Annotated in this window: 10 protein-coding genes; 7 read left to right on the forward strand and 3 right to left on the reverse strand. The window is 35.7% G+C overall.

Features of this window, described 5'->3' with window-relative positions:
- From IPJ80_08770 to lpdA, 5 genes are all read left to right on the forward strand, one after another.
- On the forward strand, positions 1 to 1455 hold the full coding sequence (locus IPJ80_08770) for an NADH-quinone oxidoreductase subunit M (GenBank protein ID MBK7913580.1): 1455 nt from the start codon (positions 1 to 3) through the stop codon (positions 1453 to 1455).
- Between the two features lie 7 nt (positions 1456 to 1462).
- Positions 1463 to 2821: an NADH-quinone oxidoreductase subunit N gene (locus IPJ80_08775; protein MBK7913581.1), complete on the forward strand. Its 1359-nt coding sequence runs from the start codon at positions 1463 to 1465 to the stop codon at positions 2819 to 2821.
- Between the two features lie 180 nt (positions 2822 to 3001).
- Positions 3002 to 4165, forward strand: a complete 1164-nt coding sequence (locus IPJ80_08780) for a hypothetical protein (protein ID MBK7913582.1) — start codon at positions 3002 to 3004, stop codon at positions 4163 to 4165.
- A gap of 12 nt (positions 4166 to 4177) precedes the next feature.
- Entirely contained in the window at positions 4178 to 5338 is a 1161-nt protein-coding gene (locus tag IPJ80_08785) for a hypothetical protein (protein ID MBK7913583.1), read from the forward strand.
- Between the two features lie 41 nt (positions 5339 to 5379).
- Positions 5380 to 6783 carry a dihydrolipoyl dehydrogenase gene (gene lpdA, locus IPJ80_08790; GenBank protein ID MBK7913584.1) on the forward strand — a complete coding sequence of 468 codons (1404 nt, stop codon included), beginning with the start codon at positions 5380 to 5382 and terminating at the stop codon, positions 6781 to 6783.
- An 86-nt stretch (positions 6784 to 6869) separates the two neighbouring features.
- Here lpdA and IPJ80_08795 read toward each other — a convergent pair whose 3' ends face one another.
- Together IPJ80_08795 and IPJ80_08800 are read right to left on the reverse strand one after the other, a co-directional pair.
- Positions 6870 to 7760: a hypothetical protein gene (locus IPJ80_08795; protein MBK7913585.1), complete on the reverse strand. Its 891-nt coding sequence runs from the start codon at positions 7758 to 7760 to the stop codon at positions 6870 to 6872.
- 149 nt (positions 7761 to 7909) lie between these two features.
- A complete protein-coding gene (locus tag IPJ80_08800; GenBank protein ID MBK7913586.1) occupies positions 7910 to 8140 on the reverse strand; it encodes a hypothetical protein in 231 nt (76 codons plus the stop codon).
- Between the two features lie 161 nt (positions 8141 to 8301).
- Between IPJ80_08800 and IPJ80_08805 the strand changes: the two genes are divergently transcribed.
- Positions 8302 to 8502, forward strand: a complete 201-nt coding sequence (locus IPJ80_08805; protein ID MBK7913587.1) for a helix-turn-helix domain-containing protein — start codon at positions 8302 to 8304, stop codon at positions 8500 to 8502.
- Positions 8423 to 9277 (forward strand): IS30 family transposase, encoded by an 855-nt coding sequence (locus IPJ80_08810; protein ID MBK7913588.1) that lies wholly within the window; start codon positions 8423 to 8425, stop codon positions 9275 to 9277. Before IPJ80_08805 ends, IPJ80_08810 begins: the two co-directional genes overlap by 80 nt.
- Positions 9278 to 9359: 82 nt before the next feature.
- On the opposite strand, the gene IPJ80_08815 is transcribed toward IPJ80_08810, so the two are convergent.
- Positions 9360 to 11636: a hypothetical protein gene (locus IPJ80_08815; protein MBK7913589.1), complete on the reverse strand. Its 2277-nt coding sequence runs from the start codon at positions 11634 to 11636 to the stop codon at positions 9360 to 9362.
- Positions 11637 to 12085 lie beyond the last annotated feature (449 nt).

The raw sequence follows: 12085 nt of genomic DNA on the forward strand, positions 1-12085 counted from the left end.
ATGAATTCAGCAGGAGTCCTTATATTAATTCCATTCATTTTTTCCTTACTGAGTTTTGTATCCGGAAAGAAATGGTCTTCCATAATTGCTTTGATTTCATCCGTTGGAAGCTTATTTTATTTTTTATTGCTATTAAGTGCTTATAATGTAAAAACAAATTACGTTGCTTTTGGATATTATTACGATTGGATTCCTTCCATACGTGCTTCACTGAGTTTTGGAATGGATGCTGCCAATTTATTGGTTTTGATGCTCACACAAATTGTAGTGTGTTTAGCTGTATTGGCTACGATGGTAAAGGGCAATGACCGGACTGGAAGTTATTATGGATTGATAGGCCTGACACATGCGTTTCTAAATGCTTTTTTTAGCGCTCAAAATCCAATGACTTTTTTAATCTTTTTTGAAGCGACGCTGATTCCGATTTATTTTTTAATTCTCAATTTTGGTGGGCCAAAACGGAAACAGGCTGTCTTCAAATTTTTTATTTATACGGTATTTGGAGGTTTACTTATGCTATTGGCAATCTTGTTTTATCAGTCCAATATGTTTCCACAATTGCGATTGGATAGCTGGGCTGATTTTTATCAATACAAACTTTCACTGAAATATCAATATTGGTTGTTTACAGCATTTTTTATTGCTTTTGCAATTAAAGCGCCCCTCTTTCCATTTCATACCTGGCAAGCGGATTTGTATTCACAAGCAGACCGCCCTACATTAATGATATTGGCTGCCCTCTTATCCAAAATGGGCATTTATGGATTTGTTCGATTTAATTTCTTCTTCATTCAGGTTGTGTATGATTGGTTTAATTACATTGCCCTGTTGTGTGTGATCGGAGTAGTTTACGGAGCAATCATAGCATGGCGGCAAAAAGATATCATCCGACTCATTGCATATTCCTCCTTATCACATATCGGCTTAATGGCTGCGGGCACCATGACCTTAACAAATATTGGAATGCAGGGTGCAATGTTTGCTATGTTGGCTCATGGACTTGCAGTTGCAGGTTTAATTTTTGTTGCCGATGTGATGATTCGACGCACCAATGAACACAGTGTAGATTCCTTTTCTGGAATTGCCAGAAATAATCCTCGCTTTGCAGTTTATTTTTTCATCATTTTACTTTCTGCCGTAGGCTTGCCACTTACTTGCGGATTTATTGGTGAGTTTTATTTGATTTGGGCCTTGGTGGAGTTTAAATTTTATATTGGCCTGGTAGCAGCATTGACTTTAATATTTGGAGCTGCTTACATGTTGCGTTGGTATCAAAAAACAATGTTTGGAATTCCTTCCTCTAATATTATAGGTTTCCAAAAATTAAGTCTCTCAGAAGACTATATTTTTCTGATCCTTGTTATGTTAATTCTTATACTAGGATTATTTCCTGCAGACTGGATAGGTTTTGGACAGTTTGCTTATAAATACATGAACTTCATTCCAGATAATTGATGAATCTATGATGCTTGCATTAATCATATTAACCCTTGCCGGATTGCTGATTCTTTTCTTAGGATTTAGCGGAATGCGGAATGTACTATTGCCTGTTGCCATCATAGCAATTTGTGCTGCTATTTTTTCTTTGAGTTCGCAACAAACTTTCTGGAATCATTACCTCGCAGACATGGTGCAAGTCGATGGACTTTCTAGAAAAATTTCATTGATATTGATGTATGCTGCATTGGGTTTATTGCCATTTTTTAATTTATTTAAAAACCGGGGGCAGGAAGAGCTTTCTGATTTTTTAGGCATTTATTTATTTGCAATTCTTGGTTCGATCTTAATGGTCAGTGCCTTAAATTATATGAGTTTATTTCTTGGGGTTGAAATTCTTTCCATCAGTATGTATGTGTTAGCCGGAGCAAATCGAAGGAGTATTCTCTCTAATGAAGCATCATTAAAATATTTTATCACAGGATCTTTTACCAGTGCAATTATGTTGTTTGGTATAGCCTGGATATATGCTGAAAGTGGTTCACTTTCTATGATTCAGACCAGTGGAGTTGCAACAAGTATGATGAGTTTCGGATTCATATTTTTGTTTACGGCATTTGCATTAAAAGTTGCTTTGGTTCCATTTCATTTTTGGGCACCCGATGTTTACCAGGGAACGCCTACTTTATTTACAGCCTCTATGGCAACCCTCGTTAAAATTGCAGCCATCGGCGCTTTTTATAGATTGGTACAATTAAATCATGCTGTATTGCCGGAATGGATCAATTGGTATTTTGTATTACTGATATTAGCCACATTAATACTTGGAAACATATTGGCTGTTACACAAGATAGTGTGAAACGATTGTTTGCTTATTCTGGAATCGTTCAATCTGGTTTTATATTAATGGGATTTTTATATCAAAGCGCCTATGTGGATTGGACCATGTTGTTTTATTTTATTGCTTATGCATCGGCATCACTTGTTGGATTTATTGTAATTCATTTTGTAGAAGTACAAAGTGGTTCAGACAGTTTGGATTCATTTGCAGGTTTATCTAAAAGCAATCCGGGTTTAGCACTCGTTTTAAGCATTTCATTAATTTCTTTGGCTGGAGGTCCTCTGACAGCTGGTTTTATGGCTAAAATATTTATCCTCAGCCAATCAATACAAAATAACTTTACAGCGCTTGCTATGGTTGCAGTGATCAGTGCTGTAGTTTCAATGTATTATTATTATAAAGTGATTAATGCCATTTACAGCAAAAGTTCGGACCAACCCTGGTCTGTTTCGATCTATTATAGGGGACTATTATATGTATTTACCATCATTACCCTGTTGGCCGGTTTGCTACCTTCTGTTTTGATAGGAATCCTAAAATAAAGGGAGGCAATTTTTAAAATTTGAATGGAGTGGGGTTTTTAATTACCCATGCCGCGATGTAATGGCTTGAATCTTAGATCAATATCTATAATAATAATATATTATTTAATATGTAAATAACTCTAAATCAATTTATTAATTAAATTTATTTTTTCCTAATTTTGTGAATTAGGTATCAGCATGCTTTTTGGTAAAGAAGATATGATTTTGAATGTTAAGCAGGACCGGTGGTCCGACCAACTGGTTTCTCAACATCACTTGTTTGAGAAGCTCAATCGGTCCATTCAGCAAAATCGTTTTCCTCATTTTAGCTTGTTGTTGGGAAGACCTGGAAATGGTCAACTCTTATTGGCACTCTCAGTAGCTCAATCGATTTTATGTATTTCTAATGAAAAGCCTTGCGGAAGCTGTGAAGCTTGTTATAAAGTGAGCAAATTAATTCATCCGGATTTGCATTTTTCATTTCCACTCAACAGTCCAAAAGAAACGTGCCAACAACATTATAAAGAATGGCGATCTGCAATTCTGGAAAAACCCTTTATGGGAATATCCCAGTGGTTTTCATATTTGGAAGGCGATAGTAAAAATGCAAATATTTCAGTAACTGAAATTTCAAATGTATTAAATACACTTTCTTTAAAACCTTTTGAATCTAAAAATTCAGTATTAATTGTTTGGCTTCCTGAATACCTGGGAAGAGATTCAAACAGATTATTAAAATTTTTTGAAGAACCTCCTGATCACGTCTTTATTATTTTAGCGGCAGAAAATCAAGAGTTAATCTTGCCAACCGTATTGTCGCGCGCGCAGATCTTTAGGATGAATGCAATCCAAATGGATGATGCAATTCAAACATTATCAGCCAAAGAGCCTTCATGCAATCAAGATGAGTTGGTTTCAGCATGGTTGGCTGGAAATGGCAATATGCAGCAGACTTTAAATGTTTTAGAGAATCAAAACAATCCATCTGTTGAATATTTACGAAAATTATTACAAAGTGCATTTACTTATAATGCAATCGAATTAACCGAATGGGTCGAACAATTTGCAAGCTTAAATAAAGAAGAACAGAAAAACTTTTTGCAATGGATTCAGCAATTTTTATCCCTGGTGATCCGGGAGAAATTTAAATTAAATCCAGACCCGGAATTTCAAAATAATCCTGTGTTGCAGTATGCAAACAAACTTTCAAATTCATTGAGTGTTTCGCAAATTGAACATTGGGATGATTTACTTAATGATGCTTTATTGTATTTACAGCGGAATGCAAATGTAAAATTGATGATGACAAATTTTAGCATCAAGCTTTCACATATTTTAAGAAAAACTAAACCCTTGAATTAAATACTAATTATTATGGGATGTACGAGTTGCGGCACGCAGAAAAATGGAATGCCTACCGGATGTGGGGATAAAGGCCATTGCGCCAGTGGTGGATGTAATAAAATGAATACCTATGATTGGCTGACTGTTTTGGATTTAGAAGATCCGCAGGAAGTAAAATTGGCAGAAGTAAGTTTTAAAAACGGTTCACGTAAAACATTTTATAGGATTCCTGATTTTCAACGCTTTACTACAGGCGACCTGGTAGTTGTAGATACCGGATACGGTGGCTATGATGTTGGGCGGGTCAGTTTGATGGGTGACTTGGTAAAACTACAAATGCGTAAGAAAAATTTTCAGGAAAACCGGATTACGTTTGATATACTAAGACGTGCAAATCAAAGGGATATTGAACGCATGGAAGAAGCAAGAGCTCTTGAACGTACTTTTTTAGTTAAAGCCCGTGTAATTTCAAGAAATCTCAAATTAGACATGAAAATTGGAGACGTTGAAGTACATGCTGATTTAAAAAAATCTACTTTTTATTATACTGCAGACGGGCGTGTAGATTTTCGTGAATTGGTTCGTTCGTATGCAAAAGAATTTAGAACCAAGATTGAGATGTGGCAGATCGGAGCGCGACAAGAATCTGCACGTATCGGAGGGATCGGATCCTGCGGTCGGGAATTATGTTGTTCAACCTGGCTTTCTGATTTCAAAACAGTCAACACAAATGCAGCGCGTTATCAGAATATAGCCATCAATCAATCTAAATTAACAGGTCAGTGTGGACGATTGAAATGTTGTTTAAATTATGAATTGGATTTGTATGTAGATGAGTTAGACAAATATCCATCAAATGTTGACGAATTGTATTCGATGAAAGGAAAAGCAAGCCTGGTGAAAGTTGATATATTCAGAGGTGTGTTATACTACGCTTATGAACCAGAAAAAGGTCGTTCCATGGTAATGCCTTTGACCCCGGAATATGTTCGTGAAATAAAATCCATGAATGATAAAGGACAACGTCCGGATGAAATTATTGCAAAAGAAGATACGAGCGAGGCAGCAAAAAAAGTTGAAAATGAATATGTGGATGTGACTGGTGAAATTGAATTGCCAGATAACAAAAAGAAAAAGAAGAAAAAATTCAGAAAAAGACCATTCGACAAAAACAAACCAGCTAATAAGTAGTTTCCTGTTTATTACCTTCTTTATAGAAAAAATCTAATTAAATGAATGTCGTAATCATCGGATCTGGTCCTGGTGGGTATGTTGCTGCTATTCGCTGTGCCCAATTAGGGATGAAGGTTGTACTGATTGAAAAATATAGTACTTTAGGAGGTACTTGCTTAAATGTTGGATGCATTCCTTCCAAAGCACTTTTAGATAGCAGCGAACATTTTTATCAGGCTCGTACCCATTTTAAGTCCCATGGAATTCTGGTTGATAACTTGCAAGTGGATTTAAAACAAATGATTGCAAGAAAAAATGATGTAGTGAATCAGAACGTGAAGGGCATTGCTTTCTTAATGAAAAAAAATCGCATTGATGTAATTCAAGGAACTGCTTCTTTTGAAACCACAAACTCAATTCGTGTTACAAAGCCTGATGGTTCAGTTCAAATGATTCCGTTTGACAAATGCATTATTGCAACAGGTTCAAAACCCTTTCTTCCGACTTCATTAAATTATGATAAAAATAGAATAATAAGTTCGACAGAAGCACTTAACATTAAAGAAATACCAGAAAGCATGACCGTTATAGGGGCTGGTGTAATAGGGTTGGAATTGGGGTCCGTATTTGCGAGATTGGGAACTCAGGTTACAATCCTTGAATACATGGATCGGATTTTACCTGGTATGGATTTAGATTGTGCAAAGGAGCTGCAAAAATCGTTGAGTAAAACCGGAATCACATTTCATTTGAATCGAAGCGTAAATCAAATTGATTATAATAAAAAGTCTAATAAAGTAAAACTTACACACCTATCGAAAGATCAAAAGGATTCCTCAGAAATCGAATCAGATTATTGTTTAATTGCTATCGGGCGTCGAGCATACACCGATGGTTTGAATTTAGAACGCATTGGGGTGCATACCGATGAGAAAAGTAAAATTACAGTAGACAAAAATTTGCAAACCACACAAGCTAATATTTTTGCAATTGGGGATGTGATTTCTGGACCCATGCTTGCACATAAAGCAGAGGAGGAAGGTGCTTTTGTTGCTGAGTATTTAGCGGGACAAAAACCGCATAGAGATGTTCATTTGATTCCAGGTGTTGTTTATACCTGGCCTGAAATGGCAGGTGTTGGATATACAGAAGAGCAATTAGTAGAAAAAAACCGGGCGTATAAAGTAGGAAAATTTCCATTCAAAGCACTTGGTAGAGCCCGCGCGAGCATGGATGTAGATGGCCTGGTTAAAATATTGGCTGATAAAACTACTGATGAAATATTAGGAGTACACATTGTAGGTGCACGTGCTGCGGATTTAATCATGGAAGCCGTTTCGGCAATGACCTATCGGGCCAGTGCTGAAGATTTAGCCAGAATGTGTCACCCACATCCAACGTTTACTGAAGCCTTAAAGGAAGCAGCCCTGGATGCGAGTGGCTTGGGTGCTATTCATTCATAGTATGATCAGACCTTAAGATATGCTTTTACTTTAGTATTGATTTTTATTTAATACAAATATCAATTTTAAATCTGTTAATAATTCTATCACCACTTAAACGGTACAGTAATACCCAACCAGGGAAGCACAAAAAGTTGATCGATTTCACTGGTTACAGGAATAAATCCTCCAAAATCAATAGCGAGTTTACGACCCATGTAACGTGCACCTCCACTGATAAAGCCAAAAGAATCAGAATCACCTACAGCAAGTAAATAATTCTCAGTGAGTAAGGCCCATTTTTTTGAAGTTCTGAATATTGCACTTAATGAAACCGTTGGTGTGCTGGTAAATCCTCCGTTGGATGAATAGCCATATCCTAAACCAAGTGTCAATTGTTTATCACGATTCCCAAAGGTATTTGTTCCGTAGAGTATCCCTGCAAATTCTGATGAAGCTCCAAGCACTCCAAAAACGATGGTTCCAACACCATAAGCGCCTTTTCCATTTTTATAGTTAAAATTAAACTTAGGAGTAAGCCATGCAGGAGTTTCTGCAACGCCTCCAAAAATAAACAAAGGGATGATTCCAACACCCAAAGTAAAATGATCTGAAAAACCATAACTCACTTGATTAAAAAATATCCAGGAGTTTTGATAATAACCTTCTCCCTTTCGTAAACCATACGAACTAGGTCCCCAGAAATGTCGAGTGGAATGGGGATTTTCAGGCCAGTATTCTCCATGTACCAATTGATATTTTTCTGGTTGTGTAATTGATCGAATAGTATTTTTAGGAATCTTGAGGATTCCAATTTTTGTATTGATCTCAATTGGATCCGTATTGAAATTTGAAACAGTTCCAATGTAAGTATTCCCATCAGTCGTTTCAATTACCCAAAGACTGTCCTTAGTCCTGGAAGTTTGTGAATGACTCGTGGTACTAAATCCAATCAGGAATAAAACAAACAAGTAATATAGTACTTTAGGCGGTTTCATGTCTATCTTTTAATTACTCTAAGATAGATGCAGTATTCTTAATTACAAAATATTTTCCAATGGGGTGGAATGCAGTTTAGAAATTGAGAAGTTTATTAAAGCATGAATTTTAGCTTGCATGCTTTGATATTATTAAAGTAGGAATCTGATTAATGGTTGTCTAAAACAATTATTTTAATGGTTTTCTGAAAACGTGTATTAAAAAGATTTAATAAATATATTCCAGGAAATGGAGGTGATTGTATTTCAAAGAATGACGTACCCTCTAAATTTTTTATAATTCCGTCGAATTTAGAATAATTCACAAGCTGAATCCAGGAATACTGGATTGGCTCAATATGTTTTTCAGTTGTTGTATATACGGTGAATACTTCATTCATTAAAACAGGATTTTTAATTTTAAAATCAATTCTAAGTTCAAGTCATAAATGCAAGGAAATATTGTAAAAATTAAAAGGAAGCAAGAACTTTATGGTGTCGAATCAAAAGTTTTGCTCCCTTTCAATATTTCCGTATGTGTAAAGTTAGGACATTTTCTCAAATGAGTTTTGAAGAAAGATTAAAAATTAAGGCTTTGTTAGAAACTGGTCATTCTCAAAAAGATATAGCTCAATTATTGAATCGATCTGCATCGACCATTAGTAGAGAGTTTAACCGCAATATTGCTAAAAGGGGAAGAGGATCAGGACATTATTGTGCTGAATCGGCACAAAGAAAAACAGTTCAGAGGCATAAAAAATAAACCAAAGGCAATCAAACTCACAGACGAGCTTAAGTGCAAAATCAAAAAACTGATTGTACATGATAGGTTATCTCCAGAATTAATAAGCGGCAGAGCTAAGTTGGAAAAAGTTGAGATGGTAAGCCACGAAACTATTTATAAGTTTATCTGGACATCAAAACATGGAAACAAAAGATCTGGTAAGGCATATAAAACTTTGCATAAATTCCTCAAGCACTACGGCAGAAGGCGTAAACGAGGAAATGTATACGAAAACAGAGCTCGAATTTTAAATAGAATACCAATCAGCCAAAGGCCAGATCATATTAATTTAAGAAAGCGATTTGGGCATGCAGAAATGGATATAGTTTTAGGAAAAAATCGTAAACCTGGTATTTTAATAATACAAGATAGAAAATCTCGTAAAACATGGTTGAAAAAAATTGAGCACAAAAATGCTAAATACATAAATTCTAAAATAAAATCAATACTTAACAGAACTGAAAAACCAATACGCAGTATAACAACAGATAATGATCTCGCATTTGCTAATCATCATCAATTAAATATTGATGTTTATTTTACAAATCCCTATAGTTCTCAAGAAAAGGGAAGTGTCGAAAATAGAATTGGACAATTAAGAAGATTTTTTCCGAAAAGAACTAATTTTGATGAAGTATCTGAAAGTCAGATAAACAAAGTTGAACATTTACTCAATAACAGACCCTTGAAAATGTTTAACTATAAAACACCGAATGAGGTCTATTTTAGCAATACCCTTGCATTAATGAATTGAATTCAGCAATTTATTTGTATTCAATCCTGTTATTAATTGTTTTTTTATCCAGGTTTTTAAATATTTTTTAATTAAGTAGGTATTAATAAATAAGTACTTTTTGTAAGCCTCTGACACCATCCGCTTCTAGTTGTAGTAAATACAGTCCGGCTTGAACAGGAGCCTTGATTTCACAAATCGAACTGCAATCAGAATTGTAAACGGTTCCATTTAATACAGTAGATCCTGTTAGTTGAATCCAACGATACTGAATCCGTTCAAATAAAAATGATTCATTAAATTCAATACGGGTGCGTCCGATACCTTCAATAGGATTAGGAGTTATAAAATTGATTGTCTCTCCGGGAGTTACCATTTGCTGGTTTCGTTGATTTTGTTTTTCAGAAACAAATGGTGTTTTTTTAACTAAGATTTTCGGGTAGGTGAAAAATTCTATCTGTACCGTATCTAAATCATGGCATCCGTAATTGCTGGCATCCCATTCCAATTGGTAGGTTCCGGTTTTACTGACGGTTATCCGTGATTTAGGATCTCTTGGATTGGAAAAAGCTACTGCACCCGGACCACTGATTTTACGCCATAATCCGGAATTCACTTTATTTGCATTTAAATTTGTTTTTAATCCAAATACTTTAAAATCAGCACCGGCTTCTGCAGCTTTAATAACTGTAATTTGTTTGCATAAAAAGCAAGTATTTATAGAGTCGTTTTTAAAACTCAGACATACTTTTTTTTGCCCTTTAGTAGTCCAGCTGGCTTCAATGGAATTTGATAATTCAGGAATTGGAGAAACTATGTTTCCATCCGGACTTAATTCCCAAAAGAAGTGTTGGATTCCCGGAACGTGCGTGGTATCAAAGGATATCGTATTTATTTCATTTATACAAACAGTATCTTCAACTGCAATTACTAAATTGGGGTGACTGGTATCATTTGGTACTTCATAACAAAAAGTGGATATGCAGGTTTTACTTTGGCCTTCAAACAGTGTAGTCAATAAAACTTCAATGCAATAGGTTTCAGGTTTTGTAATAAAAATACGCTCATCTGTACTAATACTTTTTTTTGTGGGATCCAGCTGACGATACCAAAAATAAGAATAACTAAAGCTTGCATTTGAATTACAGGTATCCTGAATAGTTAAATTTGAAGCGATGATTGCGATTCCCTCATTGCAGGTTTGTGTAAAGTGAGGAATTACAGTTGGGTAAATTGAAGTTAAAAGACCGGTACTGTCACATCGAAATGCATCCTGAGTTTTTCCTGCATTGAATTCATAATTTTTTTTGCATCCGGGAATTGTTATGCCCAAGGGCGATTTATAGGCTTCCCCATTGCAGCCGATGTATGTTATTTTTTGTGGAGCAGGTTTTGGCAAAACTGTAAAATTGACCACTGAATCAAATTTACAGCAGTTGGCATCTGTAAACTGTTCACGATATTCACCCGTATTGAAAACGCGTTGTGAAAACCAGGTGTACCCTCCGGGATTTGCTTGTTCATAACAAATGGTCCTTGGCACACCTATTCTGTCTGGAATTGGGCGAACTAGCACAGTAGCGCAAACAGGACCTTCCTGGGAACAAATAGAACCACTTGAAGGATTTCCAATGTAGGCAGTGACACAAATTATAAAATCACCCTGATCCGGAAAATCTAAACGCAATTCGTTTGAATTTCCCCCTACTTCGTCGCCATCCAAAGTCCAAACGTAGGTTGGCTCGCATCCACCGGGTTGAGGATTTACAAAAAACCTATAATTGCAGGCACCTACACAAACAGGTTCAATAATTCTACTCGCTACATGATTTATTGGATCTAAAGGCGTTAATTGTGGTGGTCCACCTCCTGAAGTATGGAGCGTAAAATCGCAAACATCTCCAGAGCAACCGTCCACCCATAAGTAGTAAGTTTTGCAAGCGGTAAGATTTACGTTAACAGTCGCACTGGAATTTGGAGGAATGCAAGGTATAGAACGGCAAGAAATTTCTTCCTTACAAATGCAATCGCCCCAAATTCCAAATTGAAGCCCCTGGGAGGATGGGCATCCGCCAATATCCATGGTAATCGTAATATTGCCACCATTGGTTACAAAGCCCCACCAGGAGGTATTGTGACCGACACCACCTTGTGAACACAGTGGTCCACAAGGACTAGGAATCGTACTGGGATTGTTGCAGGTATATCCGTTCAATTCATCCAAAGAACAAAGCACGTTAGATTCATCGCAAAATTCTGACATTGGGGGCGTGCATTGTGCAAATCCGTTGTAATCAAAATTCAATAGCAAAAATGTAATGAGAAGAATTGAAAAGAAGAAAGATCGGATGAGATGGAAAGAGGGTAGTGCATTTTTCATAAACTCGTAGGGTTGGTTAATTAAAGTCTGATTTCCAGGGATCTGAGTATGCCTTACTATCAGGAGGCATTAAATCAAGGATTTGTTGCCTGTGGTGTAGGGCAGCTACACAAAATCTTCTGTAAGTTAAACGAATTCTCAGATCGAAACGCTGCAAGCAATATAAAACACAGTGGATTCAAACCTCCAAAACATCACACAAAGCATTCAAAGTCAATCATATACAAATAAATAATAATATGTTTATACATTATAATTATAATTAATATAAATACATATATATATAGATAATTTGTAATGTATTGTATATCAATTTAATAAAAATATAATTAAAAAATTATATTTAAAATATTAAAAAAATATGTAATATGTATTTATGTTTGCCTGAGTTTGTGGAAACCGACTACGGCAAAGCATTGTATTTGATATTTTTTGATTTCTGGTACAAT

Source organism: Saprospiraceae bacterium, from assembly GCA_016714025.1.
Lineage (GTDB): Bacteria > Bacteroidota > Bacteroidia > Chitinophagales > Saprospiraceae > Vicinibacter.

Bases quoted from the DNA above. Each gene is read 5' to 3' on its own strand.
- IPJ80_08770 (MBK7913580.1), top strand. From the start codon at position 1: ATGAATTCAGCAGGAGTCCTTATATTAATTCCATTCATTTTTTCCTTA.
- IPJ80_08775 (MBK7913581.1), top strand. From the start codon at position 1,463: ATGATGCTTGCATTAATCATATTAACCCTTGCCGGATTGCTGATTCTT.
- IPJ80_08780 (MBK7913582.1), top strand. From the start codon at position 3,002: ATGCTTTTTGGTAAAGAAGATATGATTTTGAATGTTAAGCAGGACCGG.
- IPJ80_08785 (MBK7913583.1), top strand. From the start codon at position 4,178: ATGGGATGTACGAGTTGCGGCACGCAGAAAAATGGAATGCCTACCGGA.
- lpdA (MBK7913584.1), top strand. From the start codon at position 5,380: ATGAATGTCGTAATCATCGGATCTGGTCCTGGTGGGTATGTTGCTGCT.
- IPJ80_08795 (MBK7913585.1), bottom strand. From the start codon at position 7,760: ATGAAACCGCCTAAAGTACTATATTACTTGTTTGTTTTATTCCTGATT.
- IPJ80_08800 (MBK7913586.1), bottom strand. From the start codon at position 8,140: ATGAATGAAGTATTCACCGTATATACAACAACTGAAAAACATATTGAG.
- IPJ80_08805 (MBK7913587.1), top strand. From the start codon at position 8,302: ATGAGTTTTGAAGAAAGATTAAAAATTAAGGCTTTGTTAGAAACTGGT.
- IPJ80_08815 (MBK7913589.1), bottom strand. From the start codon at position 11,636: ATGAAAAATGCACTACCCTCTTTCCATCTCATCCGATCTTTCTTCTTT.